The sequence below is a fragment of the Streptomyces sp. R21 genome (genome assembly GCF_041051975.1).
GTDB lineage: Bacteria > Actinomycetota > Actinomycetes > Streptomycetales > Streptomycetaceae > Streptomyces.
On sequence record NZ_CP163435.1, the window covers coordinates 2,963,285 to 2,980,486 of the forward strand.

General features: G+C 67.3%; 13 protein-coding genes and 1 pseudogene. 4 read left to right on the forward strand and 10 right to left on the reverse strand.

Translation table 11 applies throughout. The features are described from left to right. Window positions 1–5: 5 nt before the first annotated feature. The 8 genes from AB5J56_RS13215 to AB5J56_RS13250 form a co-directional block, all read right to left on the reverse strand. Window positions 6–581 carry a hypothetical protein gene (locus AB5J56_RS13215; RefSeq protein ID WP_369232900.1) on the reverse strand — a complete coding sequence of 192 codons (576 nt, stop codon included), beginning with the start codon at window positions 579–581 and terminating at the stop codon, window positions 6–8. Window positions 582–609: 28 nt separating this feature from the next. Next, window positions 610–2,415, reverse strand: coding sequence for an alpha/beta hydrolase (locus AB5J56_RS13220; RefSeq protein ID WP_369232901.1), 1,806 nt, complete (start codon window positions 2,413–2,415; stop codon window positions 610–612). A 9-nt stretch (window positions 2,416–2,424) separates the two neighbouring features. Further along, window positions 2,425–2,874, reverse strand: coding sequence for a hypothetical protein (locus tag AB5J56_RS13225; RefSeq protein ID WP_369232902.1), 450 nt, complete (start codon window positions 2,872–2,874; stop codon window positions 2,425–2,427). 447 nt (window positions 2,875–3,321) lie between these two features. After that, entirely contained in the window at window positions 3,322–3,624 is a 303-nt protein-coding gene (locus tag AB5J56_RS13230) for a WXG100 family type VII secretion target (protein WP_369232903.1), read from the reverse strand. Between the two features lie 58 nt (window positions 3,625–3,682). Further along, window positions 3,683–4,069, reverse strand: coding sequence for a WXG100 family type VII secretion target (locus tag AB5J56_RS13235; RefSeq protein ID WP_369232904.1), 387 nt, complete (start codon window positions 4,067–4,069; stop codon window positions 3,683–3,685). Window positions 4,070–4,155: 86 nt separating this feature from the next. Continuing rightward, on the reverse strand, window positions 4,156–5,343 hold the full coding sequence (locus AB5J56_RS13240; protein WP_369232905.1) for a S8 family serine peptidase: 1,188 nt from the start codon (window positions 5,341–5,343) through the stop codon (window positions 4,156–4,158). A 103-nt stretch (window positions 5,344–5,446) separates the two neighbouring features. Next, a complete protein-coding gene (locus AB5J56_RS13245; RefSeq protein ID WP_369232906.1) occupies window positions 5,447–7,195 on the reverse strand; it encodes a hypothetical protein in 1,749 nt (582 codons plus the stop codon). Beyond that, complete coding sequence (locus AB5J56_RS13250) at window positions 7,195–7,629, reverse strand: hypothetical protein (protein ID WP_369232907.1); 435 nt, start codon at window positions 7,627–7,629, stop codon at window positions 7,195–7,197. The genes AB5J56_RS13245 and AB5J56_RS13250 overlap by 1 nt, the downstream gene beginning before the upstream one ends. Before the next feature lie 419 nt (window positions 7,630–8,048). On the opposite strand from AB5J56_RS13250, the gene AB5J56_RS13255 reads away from it, so the two are divergent. Then, window positions 8,049–8,606 (forward strand): hypothetical protein, encoded by a 558-nt coding sequence (locus tag AB5J56_RS13255; protein WP_369232908.1) that lies wholly within the window; start codon window positions 8,049–8,051, stop codon window positions 8,604–8,606. An 11-nt stretch (window positions 8,607–8,617) separates the two neighbouring features. On the opposite strand, the gene mycP is transcribed toward AB5J56_RS13255, so the two are convergent. Both mycP and eccB read right to left on the reverse strand, forming a co-directional pair. Continuing rightward, window positions 8,618–9,859 carry a type VII secretion-associated serine protease mycosin gene (gene mycP, locus AB5J56_RS13260; RefSeq protein ID WP_369242530.1) on the reverse strand — a complete coding sequence of 414 codons (1,242 nt, stop codon included), beginning with the start codon at window positions 9,857–9,859 and terminating at the stop codon, window positions 8,618–8,620. Window positions 9,860–9,897: 38 nt separating this feature from the next. Beyond that, on the reverse strand, window positions 9,898–11,433 hold the full coding sequence (gene eccB / locus AB5J56_RS13265; RefSeq protein ID WP_369232909.1) for a type VII secretion protein EccB: 1,536 nt from the start codon (window positions 11,431–11,433) through the stop codon (window positions 9,898–9,900). Window positions 11,434–11,629: 196 nt separating this feature from the next. On the opposite strand from eccB, the gene eccE reads away from it, so the two are divergent. The 3 genes and pseudogenes from eccE (at window position 11,630) to AB5J56_RS13280 (ending at window position 17,152) form a co-directional block, all read left to right on the forward strand. Continuing rightward, on the forward strand, window positions 11,630–12,964 hold the full coding sequence (gene eccE, locus AB5J56_RS13270; protein WP_369232910.1) for a type VII secretion protein EccE: 1,335 nt from the start codon (window positions 11,630–11,632) through the stop codon (window positions 12,962–12,964). Window positions 12,965–13,086: 122 nt separating this feature from the next. Continuing rightward, window positions 13,087–13,785: a hypothetical protein gene (locus AB5J56_RS13275; RefSeq protein ID WP_369242532.1), complete on the forward strand. Its 699-nt coding sequence runs from the start codon at window positions 13,087–13,089 to the stop codon at window positions 13,783–13,785. Between the two features lie 354 nt (window positions 13,786–14,139). Next, window positions 14,140–17,152: pseudogene (locus AB5J56_RS13280) on the forward strand (SCO5717 family growth-regulating ATPase). Window positions 17,153–17,202 lie beyond the last annotated feature (50 nt).

Below are 17,202 nucleotides of genomic sequence, written 5' to 3' on the forward strand. Positions count from 1 at the left end.
GTCCGTTAGAATCGTTCGATCTCTTGGCCGTCCGGGACCTTGTAGCAACCGGATACGACATCCAAACTCAGTTTCGGCGGGTCGTTCTTCGACATCTGAACGATGTGGACGCCAACCTTCTTCTTGTCGTTTTCAGCCGTCAGGGAAATGTTCTTGTTCTCACTAGTATCCGGGCCGTATACGACGATTTTCCAACTATGCTTCGGGAGTTCCATCTTGAGCCGCGCCATCGCCTCACCAAGGTCGCTCGCCGAGGCGGGGTAAAAGCTCCACGGGTGGAGGATCCGAAAGTGCGTATTCCTGTCCTTACCCGAGCAGTCCAATACTGTGGGGCGGCTGTCGGATGTTTTCCCCTTGACGCCGATCAGATCGTAGATACCACTGGACACCCTTTCCATCGCGTCGGAAGCATCCCTTGAGGTGCTCGTCCCGGCAAACGTGGTGTCGTCGGAGTTATTGTCAGTCATACTGCATCCGCCGAGGGTAGTGATGGCAAGAGGTACAGTGAGCGCAAGAGCGCTCAATTTGGTCTTCACGTCAAGGAGCCTTAGGTCGTCGAAACTGGGCTTCGGGCTGGCCATCTAGTGATTGCGCCTGAATAACGCACGCCTATTTCACATGTGCCCATGGGTCGGGCGGCGGCTTCAGCGCCGCATCAGCGCCCTTCCCGACCACGACCAGCGCCTGATTCTTCAGGCTCGTAGAGCTCCCATCCCAGTAGCCGCTATGCCCGTCGGTGTCCGTGGTCATCTGGTTGGCGCCGAATTCCTGATCGCTGGGAATGATGAAGCCATCGCCGCCGAGGCCCCAGCGGCCGATGTCTGGAACCGGATCGCCGTCGGCCTCCTCGTTCCACACATGTCCCTTCGGAACGTCCATTTCATCAGCACCGGACACCTCGACACCGGGACTGCCCGCGAAGATGACGTCGTCGGCGTTGAGATGCCCTGTCTGGGCCGCAGCGCCGACAAGGGTCGTTCCGTAAGAGTGGCCAATCACAGTACGGTGTGGCTCCGATTCGCTCGAATGCGATACCTCAAGGCCGTCCAGGAACTGATTGAAAGCCGGCGCACCGTCGTATGCGTAGTGCTCGAACGGCGCGTCCTTGACGACGCTGTCAGGTGCGTCGTAGCCGAGCCAGGTGATTGTGGAAACGGACTTTCCATCGGCTTCGTCATTGGCTGTGTGCCAGAGCCTGACCATCCGATCGATGTCGCCGCCAACGCTTCCTAGCTCTGACGTCGTACCTGGAACATAGACCGCCTGGTGATCCGCGATATCGGGGTTCCCGTTGGCAACGATCGCGCGGCCGTCCGCTTCAGCGCTGAATCCCAGCAAGTACGCCTCGGGCAATCCGTTCGTACCGGTCGCATCAAATCGCGTGCGGATTGCATCCATGCCATCGAGAGACTTATGAGCCTTCTTCCGCGCCTCATCCCATTTCTTCCACTGTGGTGTTTCCACATTGACGCCCTTCATCACGATCCCTGTCGTGGGGTCGATGTAGGGCTGGAAACGCGGCGACGGTTCCGGGTGCGTCTTCAGCCAGGTGCCGTACTCGCCTTGCGCAACACCATGGGCCTCGGCGAGCAGCATGCGGTTCGCCTCGTCCCGGACCGTGGAAGGCACTCCGTCGAGCGCACCCACGGAATCGGGCCGTATGGAGATCCACGCTGCTTGCTGTTCCGCGTCGAGCCCCTTCCACCACTCCGCGTTGGCCTTCGGATCACCGTCCTTCGGTGGCTGTGGCAGCGAGTCGAGATACTCCTTGCCTGCCGCTTGCACACCCTTCGTGTCCGAGGATGCATCTGCCCAATCCCGGTCACTGACTGTCAGGTCATCGTCGGCCTTCAACACCCGAAGCTTCGGCGCCCACTTCTCGTCGGCCTCCGTGGCCTCTTGGAGGGCGTCGGCGATGCGGTCGGCATACTCCTGCGCACGACGGTGGTTCGGGTTAGGGTCGAAGTCGGCCGCCTGACGGCCCATCGCGGAAGCCGTCGTGTCCGTCAGGCCAGTCACGGTGCCACCATCGGGGAGCTTACCGTCGGTCTTCGCTCCGCCCGGCGGGTAGTTGACCGAGCCGTCGGCGTTTATGGTGAGCTTCTCGGCGTGGGCGTCCGCGACCGCCGAGTCCAGCTTCTTCTTGGCCGCTTCCAGGTCATACGCGAACCCATTGAGCGCGGTGCTGACCAGTCCACACTCGACCTGCGCGTAGTGGAAGTTGTCTGCGAGCGCTCGCAGTTGTTCAAGTGCCGCGTCTACGGATTCGCCCTTCAGGGACTTCGTCATGGACGCAGTGATCTGGTTCTCGATGCGATCCTTGGCCGCGCTCGCCATGTCACCTGTGGCGCGGTACCCGTCCGCCGCGTCCGAGAACTCGGATATCTTGAGGGCCTTCAGCGTCGTGTAATCCATAACTCCCGATCACCGGCCCTCGGCTTGGCCACCGGCAGCAGGCGTATCCGCGTACTCGGTGTTCATGTTCGCGATCTCGACCCCAACCGCGTCGTCGGTCTTCAACTGGTCGCTGCCCACCTTCTCCAGCAGCTCCGCCAGCGCGCCACATCGGCCGCTCACGTCCTTGATGTAGCGTTCCCAGGACTCATAGACGCTCTTCTGGACCCCTACGGTCAGGCACCCGGAATCCCCGCCAAACCCCTTTTGGCCCTCCGCCAGCTTCGTCAGCGCCTTAGTGATGTCCTCGCGGAGCGAGCTAACGCCTTGCCCGGCCTTCGTCCATGTGGCCTTGTTGGACCTCAGATCCTTCGACGCACTGGGGCCCGCCTGGTCAGCCGGTAGCTGGTTCAGCTGCATCCCCGTGGAATGCCGCTCGGCCGCTGCCGACTTGAGCTGCTCCCACTCCTCCCACGCCATGCGTGGTCCCCTCCCCGTGTCCCATCGTGCACTGCCAAGCGGACGTAAACCTGATGCGAAGATGCAAGCGTTCGCAGCAGTCACGCTGCAATGATCGATATGTACCGTAGCGGCTCTACATCACGCACCCCATCCGCCCCGGTGACCACAGCCCATGAGTATCCCTACTCATACGTGTGCCATCACCCCGCACGGAACGCGGCACGAACTCCGAGCCGGCATAGGGGATTTGAGATGCCACAACCCAGGTCGCCGACGGTGGGGCAGGAGGACGTCGGCGCTTGCGAAGCCTCCAAGCCCGTGATCACCACGTGGCGAGTCACACGCGGTGAGACGCTCCGGCTCTCGCCTCCCACACCGATCGCCAGCCACGCTGCGCGGTTCCGTCAGCCCAACACATCAGGGTGGGCACCTCCCGCGCGTGCCCACCCTGATGTGTTGGCCACCTCACTGGAAGTAGCTGGCGCCCTTCAGGTCCCCGCCTCGGTAGTCACCGCCGGCCTCGTGAATCTTGTGGCCGATGGCGATGAGCGCCTGGTGGATGCCGTTGGCGTGGGTGTCCCACTCCTTGTGTTGCCTCGTGAAGGCCTCATGTGCTTCGCCGCCCCAGCCATCGGCGATCTTCTCGACATCGGCCTCAAGAGCCTTGAGGTTTTCCTCGAACTGCTTGGCCAGTTCACCGATTTCGGTGGTGATTGCGTCCAGGGCGCCGTACTTGAGGCTGAGATCCTTGTCGTAGCCGTTCGCCATGATTGACCTATCTTGTTGATGGATTGAGTTGGGCTTACGGTTCGGAGAGTGCCGCAGCTCAGAAGCTGTTGAAAACCGAGCACTTGCCACCCAGGTCCTCAACCTGGATCTGGTTGATCTTCGCGTGGATTTCGTCCTCGAGCTTTTCCTTGTCCGTGCGGTTAAGGTGCACGCCCTCAAGGACCTTCTCAAGCATGCGGCCGATCTTCACCACATGCTCATTGATTTCCGTCTGCTTCTTGTTGAACGCCCCCGCGCCCAGGCCCGTCCAGTTGTTCTCGAGCATGTCGATCGTTCCCTGGAGGCGGGCAAGGAGACTTTTGATCGTCTCGTACCTATGGACGATCCCTTTCTCCAGTAGAACTACGCCATCGCTATCAAGCTTCCGGCCGTCCGCCATGCTTGCACTCCCTTTCGTAAACTGCCGTTTCGTCTTCTTGCGCACGCGTCACCGGGTGGTGGCGAGGCGCTCGTTGATGCATTTCTGCACAGGCGACGCCCGCCCACGCGAAAGCCGTTATGCGTGAGTGGTCATACGCTTCGCCGTGAACGAACCACCGTGAAGGCGCCGCCTCCGATCACCACCACAGCCGCTGCGGCTCCGAGAACCACCCACATCGTGTTGCCGTCGGACGACTTCGAGCTTGGTCCTGTCGCCGAAGTCTGGCCGCCTGAAGTGGCTTTCGAAGGTTGCGACGAGTTCGACGTCGAAGCGGAGGGCGAGGGTGACACGCCCACCGCGTTTTCCTTGCTGAGGGGATCGGCGTTGGCCGCGCCGGGGTTGTAGTCGCTGTTCTCCAGCACCTTGCGTGGGCGGACGAGTCCGTACCCGAGGTACTTGCTGGGCGTCTTCTTCGGCCAGTCACGCCCTGCCGTGTCAATCAGGCTGCGAAGGACCTGGTTGGCTGTCCAGTTGGGGTGGGCGGACCAGATCAGGGCGGCGGAGGCGGAGGTGATGGCCGTGGCCGCGCTTGTTCCCTGTCCGTCGCAGTACGAGCGGAACGTCGCGTCGCACCAGACGGGGACATTAAGGCCCGGCGCCGCCAGATCAACCTCGTAACCGTAATCCGAGAACTTTCCGACCATTCCGGACTCGTCCGCAGCAGCAACCCCGACGACATAAGGGTAAGAGGCTGGATATCCGATGAGGTTATGCCTCTCCGCGTCATTACCCGTGGCGGCGAACATCAATTTACCTTTGGATTGCGCGTACTTGATTGCCGCCTGCTCACCCGGATCGTCACCGGGGCTTCCGATGGACATATTGATGATCTTGGCATCACTGTCGGCAGCAGCCTTGATTACCTGCGCCAAGGTCGGAGCTTTCTTTATCTCAGCCTTGTCCTTCAGACCTTGGAGCGCGATCCGGTAGGACACGATCTTCGCCCCCGGCGCAAGGCCCTTCAGGCCACCGCCGGCACCCGTACCAGCGATCAGCTCCGCCATGGTTGTTCCATGGCCAGCGAAGTCCTTGGTGGAGTGGTATCCAACAGCTCCCGCACCCTCGTCGACGAGGACCTGCCCATTCAGAGAGGGGGTCGCAGGGTTGACGCCCGAGTCGATGACGGCCACCTTCACGCCCTTGCCGGTACTCACCTTCCACATCTGGTCGGCCGTCATCGCCTCCAGGTACCACTGCTTCGACTGGGCGTCATAGGCCACCGCGTTTGGAGCCAACACCGAAGACAAGACAGCCAATGCGCCGAGTGCGGCGCACACGGCGGACGCCCGCCTTCCGTTACGCCCCGCGAAAGGCGCGGTCCACCTGCCGTTTCGGCTGATCCCTGAAAACATGCCTCTGTATGTCCTTGCTCGTATCCGGTTAGTCAGTCGTCGACGGCACATCACGCCGCGTGTTCGTAGGCGAACGCGTTTCGTCGCCGGTCGATTCATCACGACGCGAGGCGTTTTTACCCCCAACGCGATCAGAACCTCGGATGCCTGCAGGTCCACGCACCAGGCCTGTGCCGCCAGAGGTGGATCCGCGGTTCCCAGCCCTGGAAGCCCTGCCCTTGGGGGCACCGGCCACGCCGTCGGGGTTGCTTACAGCGTGGCGGGGTGCCTGTCCTCCGCTCTTGCCGGTCGTCGAGGTAGGCGCCCCAATTACCCCACGCTGACTGGGCCTCTCGCCCTTCGTGCGCGAAGTGGCCGGGCTCTCACCGCCGATGACCGTGCCGCGCGGCAATCTGGAACCGGCCGCGCCAGGCGCGGCCCCTGTGGTGGGCCTCCCACCGACAATGCCACCGGATCGTCCGACGCCTACAGGCCCGACACCGTCGGCACGTCCGCCTGCCGTACCGCCGGCCCTCGGCATTCCGCCGGTGATACTCCGCCCCACCGGTGACTTGGCTGCTTCCGGGGAAGCCCCGCGGGCGCCTGTCTGGCCCGTCGCGGCGGCACGTCCTACGGGCCCCATAGGGCCGCGTCCAGTGCGTCCTCCGGAAGTGCCGCCCGGAGCGCCTACCCGCCCTTGCGCTGAGATCGGAGACCTGGCCCCGGTCGTTCCGCCGACGCCCGAGGTGCGGCCGGGGGGACCGCTGAAGGCCGGGGGGACCGGGCCGCTGCCAATGGGAGGAACTGGCCCACCAGGGTTTCCGCTTGGACCACTCACTGACGGTGGCCCGTCCGGCGTCGGTTTCACGATCTCCGGCGGCAGTGTGCCGACGCTATCGATCTCCGTACCGAGATGCCTGTCCGGGGAGGTGATGGAATCGTCCCGGTGCTCGGGGAACGACTCATCATGGCTGTTGGGAGACGACAGAGTGCTATCGGAACGTGAGTCATCTGCCACGGTGTGCACAGCGTGACGACGCTCGGTTCCCGACTCGGTGACGGGCGAAAGGGAGCCAGGATGCCCACCCCTGCCCGGATCGTCCCTAGGACCAAGCGTCGGCCTAGGCACCCCCAAATCCGGCACAGCCTCAAACGAAGGCCCCTCCTGCCCCGCCAACGTCTCCCCCGACACCGCATAGAACGACGACAACCGGTTCATCTGGTTGATCGCCTCCTGCCGGTGGCCCTCCGTCTTCACCGCCGCCGCGTACTCGTCGTTGGTCTCCACGCGCTTGGGTGCCGGGATGTCGGCGACCGTCTTGGGGTCGGTTCGGGTGTCACGGGGTGGCATGGACTTGCGTACGGAGGCGAGGCCTGAACCTGCCGCCGTGATCTGTGTGCCGACGACTTCGGCGAAGATGGCCAGGCTGCGGGCGTTGTTGACGAGGTTGTAGGCCCAGTCGCGGAACGCGTTGCCCGACTCGCCCTCCCAGTCGACTCGGCCGATGTGGCGGCCCAGTTCCTCGGCGGCCTCGTTGACGGCGTCCCGGGTGTCCCACAGGGCCTTGCCCGCGTTCTCCAGGTGATCCGGGTTCGCGGACTCGACCATGTCGATCATGTCGTTGAGTTGGTGGGCCTCGAAGTCCGTCTTGCCGAAGAAGCGGGTGCCGCCGCCGAGGAAGGTGTTGTTCAGCATCTCCGACACGGCGTTGGTCGCGTCGATGACGCCGACCTGCTGGCTCACATGTTCCAGATCTGCCTTGTGGATGTGGCCGTGCGGCTGCTTGTCGTCGCTCATCAGTAACCCACCCCGGCCTGCTTGTCGTCGACTCGCTTCTGGTCAGGCTGCGCCTGGGCCTGATCCTTGTTGACCTCGGTCCGGATCTCCCAGAACCGTCGCCGAAGATCCTCTTCAAGGTTGTCGAAACCGACGTCTGCGGCGTGAACGGCGATCTGGAGCGCCTCCATCTGCAGCCCGAGCGACTTGGAGAGTGATGTCAGACGCTCGTGGACGCGCTCGTACTCCTTGTGGAGACCCGTGGCTTCGTCGAACCGGCCCGTTCCAGCGAAGGAAGCCGCGGAGAGACGGTGAGCCTCGACCTTCGCCGAACTGCCGGGCGAACTCTCGAAGTTCGAGAGCACGGCATCCACGCGCTTCTTGAAGGTGGTGAGCGCCTCCATACCGCGCCTGAGATCGGCACCGCCGCTGCCGCCCATGTCCGCAGGAAGCACGAAACCCTTCCCTCCCCGTTTGTCACCCGTCTTGGGGCGTTGATAACCCCCGAACGTTCCTGTCCGCAACTGTGCAACGAAGCCACATTAGTTGCTCCCGGTGACAGGCCCAACTCCGTTGTGTGACGACAACTCCAGACACAGCCGACTTTCACTGTTCTTTCACACAGGTCCGCTGCGACTCATCCGTCGTCATGAGGCTACGGATGTCACAGCTGCGATGGATGAGTACGGCTACTCAATCGTCACGACGGCGAAGTGGTCGAGGCCGCCTCGGCCGCCTCGACGTACGTCGCGAGGCGGGCGTTGCGAGGCGGGCATTGCGCTCAGCAACCGTTTCATGGACATGGAGTCGTCACGCCCGCGACGATGTCGGGATGTCGACGCCGGATGCTGAAGCCTGGGCTGAGGCACTCAGCATGTTCGAGCAGCGGTACTCGTACGTCCTGGTGGGCCCCCGCGCGTACCAGGACTGGGCGCAGGACGTAGCGGCCATCATGCGCCGGGAGGCCGTGGATCCCCGGTCCTGGAGGTGGATCGACGTCGACGAGGGCGAGGAGGAACGTCTGGAGGTCCCCTTCTTCCCCTTCGTCCTGCCGCCTTCCGACCCGAAAGGCGCGGCGGCATGGCGAGCCGGACTGCGGACGGTGCCGCGGACCTCGGTGGAAAGGCTGCTCGTCATGCTGTCCACCACCTGGCTGGATGTCCCCGACGAACGCGCCCGGAATCACTTCGAGACCCGTCGGCCGGAACTCGAGCGGAAGGCCCAGGTGATCCTCTCCCGGTTCCCCGAGGGGACGTCCTTCTACGCGAACACCGGCTTCCCGGACGTGAGGACCGGCAACCGCGTCGATGACCCGGACTTCTACGACATGACCACTGGGTGCAACCCTCGATCCCAGCACGACTGGGATCTCGGCCTGGTCGCGGTGTCCGGGACCGAGGTCGGCGTCTTCTGGTCCTTCGACGCCACCTGAGTGCGCGGCCATCACTGCCCGGCGCTCACTCGGCGACTGCGACTGCGACTGCGGCGTCGCGCATCCCGCACCGCCACACCCACCCCGCCCAGTCCCGCCACCAGCACAGCCGCCCCCACGGCGGCATACGTGGCCAGGCGGGCGTTGCGCTCGTCCGCCGTTTCGCCCAGCTGGAACTTCGCCGGAGTCGGCGCCTGGGCCTTGGTGAGGCCCTCCTGGGGGTTGGGGGACTCGATGGGGTGATCGTCCTCCGTCAGGGCGCGGACCGGGTCGACGACGCCCCAGCCGACCCGGGGATCGTGGCCGGCGATCGAGCGTTCCGCGGTCTGTTCGATCTGGGCGACGACCTCGCGGGCCGTCCACCCAGGGTGCTTGGCCTTGAGCAGGGCGGCCACGCCGGCCACGTACGGCGCGGAGAAACTCGTGCCGTTGTCCGAGCAGTTGCCGCCCTTCGGGACGGTGGAGATCATGTCGACGCCGGGGGCGGCCACGTCGACGGACTCGTCGGACTGGGAGAAGGAGGCGCGTTCGTTGTTGCGGTCCGAGGCGGCGACGGAGAGGACGCCGTCGTACGACGCGGGGTAGGTCTTCTTGAAGTTGCCGCCGAGCCCGTCGTTGCCCGCCGAGGCCACCACGACGATGTTGCGGGCCAGCGCCTTGTCGACCGCCCGCTCCAACGCCGGATCCGGCTTCGCCGCGTTCGACGTGTCCTGGGAGATGTTGATGACGTCGGCGCCCGTGTCCACGGCGTGAAGGATGGCGGTGGCGAGTGTCTCCGCCGTGCCGTGGCCCTCCGCGTCGTTCTGCTTGATGGGGATAACCGTCGCCTCAGGGGCCAGGCCCACGAAGCCCGTGCCCTTGACCGGGCGGGCCGCGATGATCCCGGCCACGCGTGTGCCGTGGCCGACCGTGTCCGTCGTACCGTCGGACCTGCCGCGGGAGACGCGGTCGCCGTTGTCGTCCTTGAGGCCCCTCGGGAGGTAGTTGGCACCCCTCGACGCGTCCACCGCGTGGGCGAGTTGGGAGTTCTTCACGTCAACTCCCGTGTCGATCACCGCCACCCGTACGCCTCTGCCCTTGGACTGGCTCCACAGTTCGTCGAGCTGGACGCGCTGGAGCGACCAAGGGCGGCCCGCGTACTTCTTGTTGGGGAACGTGCACTGGTCGGACGACGAGTCCGCGGTCGCGGACGGGGCGACGGCGATGGCGATGGCGATGGTGGAGGCGATCAGTGTTGCCGCGGTCGCGGCCATCACGCGCACCGGCGGCACGTACGTCATGAACACCCCTCCTACGAACCCTGCGGCTGACGTGCCGCCGACGTCGACAGGCGTGGGCCCGTGGACAGGAACGACGACCACTCGGCGGGGACGGGAGCCGGATCCACGTCGGAGTAACCCAGGCGGATCTGGGCCAGTTCGGCCTCGTTCTGGAGCTCCTCGCGTTCCTTGGCCGTGGTGCCGACACCCGCGTCGTCGGTGGCGCTGTCGGCGTTGGACTGCATCGCGTACCGCAGGCCGGTGTCGGTGACCAGGAAGACGTTGCCCGCGCTGGTCTCCTCGCCGGTGAACTGGCGGTAGAGCTGACCCGAGCCGGGGGTGACGTACGCGCTGGAGGAGCCCGTGGGGAGCACGGCGGGGAAGTCGGTGCCCGCCCAGGTACTCAGCGTGGTCGTGCCCTTGCCCTCGCCGGTCGTGTCGACGTCACGCAGGACGTTGCAGATGGTGTTGCGGCTACCCTTGGAGGCGTCCGCGTCGTTGACGGCCTTGGGTTCATGGCTCGGCCAGTTCTTGTCCGCGGCGAACTCGGTCGTCGTGGGGACGAAGCTTCCCGCGCTGACCTCTAGTGCCTGGCTGGCCTGGCCGAGGCCGGTCAAGTCCCTGCTGGTGAGGAGGAGTCGGGCGGTGAAGTCCGAAACGGGGGCCACCTTGCCCCGCTCGACGACGTAGTGCTGCCAACCTGCGCCGTTACGGGCCTTGAGGACCATGCCGACCCTGTTCGCCTTGGCCGGCAAGCTGCCCGCGACACCGGCGTTCGCGCTGACCTGCCCCTCGACCGTCGGGAAATCGATGGCGTCGCCCTTGTGGAGGGTCCTCACCCATTCCCGGGACACCTTCTCGGGTTGGCGGCCCAGGCCGACGAGGGTACGCAGCAACAGTTCGTCGCTGCCGTCGACCTGATAAGCGGTGCCGTGTGCGTCCACGATGTAGCGGCGCTTGTCCGGATCCACGACGTACATCAGCTCGCCGCCGGTCAGCCGCTCGGTGCCCTCGGTCTTGCTCATGTCATGGGACGCGAGGACGAGGGCCGCCTTCTGGATGGACCCGCCGCCCGCGGTGGGACGCTCGCAGACCGCCCAGCGCTTCTTCGCACCCGCTTCGGAGGCGGACGGCAGGCGGTCGGGGGCGTAGGGGATGCCGATGGTGACGCCGTGCGGGATGTCCCCCTTGTCGAGGACGGACTCGTCGACCGTCACGACTTCGCCCTTGCCGCTCTTGAGGAGGAGTTTCGCGGACGCCATGTTCAGGACCGGGTGCAGCTGCACCTTGCCGTCGGTCTTGAGGACGACGTAACGCGTGGTGGACTCACTGGCGATGATCACCTTCTCGCCGACGGCGTCCCAGCCCTGCGGCGCGGTCGGCTTGAACATCCCCCACGCCCCGAAGACGGCCATGACGACCACTCCGACGATCGCGCCGGGCAGCACGGCGCGCAGCGGACGCGGCGCCCCTTCCTCCGAGCCGTCGGGGGACGACTGGACGAAGGACGCGAGCATACGGCGCTTCGCGAAGGTGTAGGCGTTGAGCTGGTCCCGCCGAGATGCCATGTGTGCCTGTTTCTCCCCGTGTCTCGCCTGGTCGGGGCTCGGGGTCCACCGCCCCCGACCTCCGATGTCAGACCGGCCCCCTACTATGCCCGGTAATGGGTGGGCTCTGCGGGGCGGGTAGGGTATCTGGATCTTCAAGGGCCCTATGTGGTGCCGGAATTCCAGTGAGTTGTGAGCAATTCGGGGGGATGGAGTGATGGCTTCGGGTACGCGGACCCGGTCGCGCGACCGATCGCAGGCGCAGGCCTCTTCGGCGCCCGGGCCGCGGTCTGCGCAGGCGCCGTCCGCTCCGGATGCGAGGCCTCAGGGGTCGCAGGCGCTTCACCTCAAGGGGCGCCCCGGACAGTCGGGTTCGTTCCGACTGCAACGAATCGTTCTGCTGGAGATCGCGGCCGCCGTGCTGCTCACCGGATGGGTCATCGGCCCGTTGGCATGGGTGCCCGCGGCCGTCGTCGCGGTCGCTCTCGTCCTCATGGCATTCGTACGCCGCCGAGGTCGCTCCCTTCCCGACTGGCTGGGCACCGCAAGGGCGTTGCGGGCGCGGCAGCGGCGGGCCGCACGTACGCCGACAGCGCCGGGTACGGAGCCCGGCCTTGCGCCGGCCGTGGAATGCGACCCGAGTCTGCGGACGTATGCGTACGGCAGCAGGGACCGACGGCCGGTGGGGCTGATCGGGGACGGCACGTTCGTCACCGCCGTCCTTCAGGTGGAGGCCGACGCCACCGCCCTGCGCGCCGAGCGAAGCCGTCAGCCGCTGCCGCTCGGGCTGGTGCGCGAGGCGCTTGAAGTGGACGGGATCCGGCTGGAGTCGGCGCAGATAGTGCTCCATACGCAGCCCGCGCCCGCACTGCATCTGCCGCAGCAGTCCGTGGCCGTGAGCAACTACGCACCGCTGCAGGCGCAGACCGGAACTCCGGCGGTGCGCATCACCTGGATCGCGCTGAAGCTCGACCCGGAGCTGTGCCCGGAGGCCGTCGCCGCGCGCGGGGGCGGGCTCGTGGGAGCGCAGAAGTGCGCGGTGCGCGTCGCGGACCACCTCGCGGGTCGGCTCACCGGGGCGGGGTTCCGTACGACCGTGCTCAATGAGGAGGAGTTGACCGCGGCCATCGCCACGTCGGCGTGCGCCAACCCTCTGGTGACGGCGGAGGCCGGGCGGATGGATACGCCGGCGCGGCGGACCGAGGAGTCCGGGCGGAGCTGGCGCTGCGACAACCGCAGGCACACGACGTACTGGGTGCGGCGCTGGCCCCAGCTGGGCGGCCGGGGACCTTCGCTGCCGCAGCTCGTGGCCCTGCTCACCGCCGTTCCGACGCTCGCCACCACGTTCAGTCTCACCCTGGGCCGCGGAGAGCGGCAGGAGGTGTCACTGTCCGGGCATCTCCGGGTGACCGGGCGCAGCGACGACGAACTGGTCGCGGCCCGGCGCGCCTTGGAGCACGCCGCACGGCAGGCCGGAGCCGGCCTTGCCCGGCTCGATCGTGAACAACTGCCGGGCATGCTCGCCACGCTGCCCCTCGGAGGTGTCCGGTGACGGCCGTGACCAGACAGCCGGACGCCGCATCGGGGGCGTCCGGAGATCAGCACGGATCCCCAGATCAGCACAGATCCCCCGAGGGTGCCCGGCCCCCGGTCGCGGGGCGCGTCCGCGACCGGCTGCGCGGCGGCTTCGGACTCGTCGGCCCCCGGCACGGGCGCCATGCCCTGTCCGTCGAGCAGATGGACTCCTTGGCGCTGCCCATCGGGGACGACGGAGTCGTCATCGGAGTGGACTCCGAGGGGCAGCCCGCGGTGCTGGGGCTCAACAGGCCGACGGCGTACGACGTCGTCCTGATCGGCGGGCTGTGGACCGCTCAGGTACTGGCCCTGCGGGCTGCCGCGACCGGTGCACGGGTCGCGGTGGAGACGGGGCGGCCGCAGGCCTGGATGCAGATGATGCACGCCATGGGCGGCGGGCAGAACGGGCTGGCCGTGTACGACGTGGGGCGCGTGCCGCCTCAGGGCGCTTCGGCGGGGAATCCGTCGCTGGTGGTGCGGGACTGCGGCATGCGACCTCCCCGCGGGCGGGTCGTCTCGGGTCCGTGGCAGGCCGTACTCACGCTGCTTCCCTATCTCAGCCCGGTGGCCCCGCGACTGATCCGGCAGGCAAGACTCGTCGGCCTCCAGCGGGTCTCGCCGGACGAGGCCGCGGCCCTGGGCGGTGCCATGGCCCTGCCCAGAGGGGACATCGACGCACTGCCCACGCTCGCTGACGGCATCACGCTCTGGTGCGCCGACCGTGACCGGCAGTACGTGATGACGCAGCCCACGGACGTCGAGATCGGATTGTTGGGTACGCCACGCAGGATGGACTGATGGGGCGGACTGTCGAGCGGAGTTGGACGTTTCAGGCCGATTAGCGCCTTCTCGCACCCGACTTGTACTCCGCTATTGCCCTGTTTGTTCACTGCGATGGCGAGTGTGTATGTCACTTCCGGGTACGGCGTTACATGATGGGCCAGTGCGGAGGGGTGGGCGGGCCTGCCGTGGGGGCGCTTGTGGTGATTAGGCTGGGACCGGGCGTCGTATCGGATTCCGCGGGTGGGCCGTCGGCGTTCCAGGGAGAGCGCCGGGTTGCTCGGATGACCTCGGCAACTTCGGACGACCACGAACGACGAGAAGACCGTCGCCCCGCCACGGCACGAGGGTGCGACCACACCAGGAGGAATTGTGAACAGCGATCGGGACGGGATCCGCGGGGGCTGGGCCACGCCCGGCGATGACCAGTCCGACGCGGAGTCCGCCGTCGAGACGACGGGCGAGTTCACCATCGACTACGCGCCGCCTGCTTGGTACACGCAGAACGCGTCGGGGGGATCGGGCGGCGACGCGGGCGACGGGGACCCGCAAGCGTCTTCGGAGGCGGAGGCGGAAGCGGCTCCGGTGACGCCCGTTCCTCCGGTTGTTCCTGCGGTTGCTCCTCCGGCTGTTCCTCCGATGGCTCTGCCTGATCAGTGGGCTCCTTCTGTGCCGCCTGCGCCTGTCGCTCCTGTTGCGTCTGTCCCTCCTGTCGCGCCCGTTGTGCCTGTTGCCTCCGTCGCTTCCGACGAGGTGGAGTCGGGGAACGGGGATCTGGAAAGTGGCGCCACGATGCGGATCTCCTCTGTCGCTCTGAAGCGGGAGTTCGCGGAGCCGGAGGCTGTCGCCGAGGCGGAGGTCGACGTTACGGAGGCCGACGCGGACGATGCGGGGGCTGAGGCCGAAGGCGAGGTCGAGGGTCAAGTCGCCGACGACGACAGTGCGGACGTCGAGGTCGACGCCGATGTCGTGGAGTTGTCGCTTAGTCGGCCGGCCGAGCCTGCCTCTGAGCCAGAGCCTGAGTCTGAGTCGGTGAGCGCTGCGGGCGACGCCGCCACCGATGACGTAGACGACGCAGATGTGGTGGAAGACGCAGTGGACGCCGGCGAGTTGGCCTCCTCCGAGGGCGAGAAGGGGGAGGAGGACGAGGCTGTCGCGGACGTCGTCGAGTCGCCCGAGGCGGCTGATGGCGTGACCGACGCCGAGGTCGTCGATGCCGTGCCGCAGGACGACATCCGTGATGCCGAGCCACGTGATGCGGAGCCTCAGGACGCGCCGCCCGCATGGGCTCCGCCGCCGGTGGCGCAGGGTGGGGTGCCTCCGCTGCCGCCCACGTACCAGCTTGCCGCGCCCGCCCCTGCCGCCCAGTGGCCCGCGTCCACGGAGCCCGCGGTGGCCGAGGCCGGTCCGGCCGCGATGCCGCCGCCCGCGCCGCCGCAGGGGCAGCCGTTCCAGCCGCAGGCGCCGCAGCCCGCGCCTCCGGCGTGGCCGTCCTCCCCCGGTGCCGGTACGCCGGACGCACCGGCTCCGCAACCGCCCGCGCCCTCCAACCCGGTTCCGGCCCAGCCCCAGCCCGGGAGTTACGGCTTCCCGCAGACCAGCACTCACCCTTCTCCCCCGACCCCGCAGGGCAGTTACGGCTTCCCGCAGCCGGGGGTTCCCCAAGCCCCGCAGCCTCAAGCCCCCCAGCCGGGCTACGGCTTCCCGCAACCCCCGGCCCCCAACTCACCCTCCCCGCAGGGCGGTTACGGCTTCCCGCAGCAGCAACAGCCCCCGCACGCGCAGTCGGCCCAACCGGCCTCCGCTCAAGCGCCCGCCCCCCAGCCCCCCCCCCCCCCAACCGCACCCCCTCGACCCCCGTACCGGTGCCGCCTGGCCGCAGCCCGTGCAGCATGATCAGCGGCAGCCGACCAACCCCGGTGTCGCGCCGCTCGGTTACACCGCCGCCGTGGAGTTGTCCTCCGACCGGCTGCTCAACAACAAGAAGCAGAAGGCGAAGAGCGGGCGGCCCACGGCGGGGTCCTCCCGGTTCAAGATCGGCGGCAAGAAGGAGGAGGCCGAGCGGCAGCGGAAGCTCGAGCTGATCCGGACGCCCGTGCTGTCCTGCTACCGGATCGCGGTCATCAGCCTCAAGGGCGGCGTCGGCAAGACGACCACGACGACCGCACTCGGCTCCACGCTCGCCACCGAGCGGCAGGACAAGATCCTCGCGATCGACGCCAACCCCGACGCGGGCACGCTCGGCCGACGGGTGCGCCGCGAGACCGGGGCCACGATCCGCGACCTCGTGGGGGCGATCCCGTACCTCAACTCGTACATGGACATCCGGCGGTTCACCTCCCAGGCCGCGTCCGGGCTGGAGATCATCGCCAACGACGTCGACCCCGCCGTCTCGACGACCTTCAACGACGAGGACTACCGGCGCGCGATCGACGTGCTCGGCAAGCAGTACCCGATCATCCTCACCGACTCGGGTACGGGTCTGCTCTACAGCGCCATGCGCGGGGTACTCGACCTCGCCGATCAGCTCATCATCATCTCGACGCCGTCGGTCGACGGTGCGAGCAGCGCCAGTACGACGCTGGACTGGCTGTCGGCGCACGGGTACGCGGATCTGGTCTCGCGGTCCATCACCGTCATCTCCGGGGTGCGCGAGACCGGCAAGATGATCAAGGTGGATGACATCGTCAGCCACTTCGAGACGCGCTGCCGCGGTGTCGTGGTCGTGCCGTTCGACGAGCACCTGGCCGCCGGCGCCGAGGTCGACCTCGACATGATGCGGCCGAAGGTGCGGGAGGCGTACTTCAACCTCTCCGCGATGGTCGCCGAGGACATCGTGCGGCACCAGCAGTCGCACGGGCTGTGGACGAACGACGGCAATCCGCCGCCGGTCGCCGCCCCGCCGATGCCGGGCCAGGGCTACCCGGGTCAGCCCTACCCGGGGCAGCCGTACCCGGGGCAGCCGTATCCGGGCCAGGCCGCACCGGGTCAGCCGGTGCCCGGCCGGCCGGTGCCGGACCAGCCCGGCCAAGGTCAGCCCGGCCAGGGCCAGGCCCCGCAGCCACCCCACCCCGGACAGCCGCACCAGCAGCCCGGACAGCCGTACCCGCCCCAGCCCGGTCAGGCCTACCCGCAGCCCGGCCAGCAGCAACCGCAGCCCTACCCCCAGCCGGGCCAGCCGTACCCCCAGCCGGGCCAAGCCGCTCGCCCCCAGCCCCACCCGCAACAGGCCCCGCAGACACCGCAGCCCGCGCCCCAGCCCGGCCAGCCGTACCAACCGGGGCAGCCTTTCCAGCCCAACTCCGCTGCGCCGGGCCAGCCGTACCAGGCGAACCAGCCGGACCAGGGGCAGACCCCGCCCCCTCCGGCGCCCCCTCAGCAGTAACGCGAAGTCACCCGAACGGCCCCTTCCGGGGCGGCATTTCGGACCAGGGC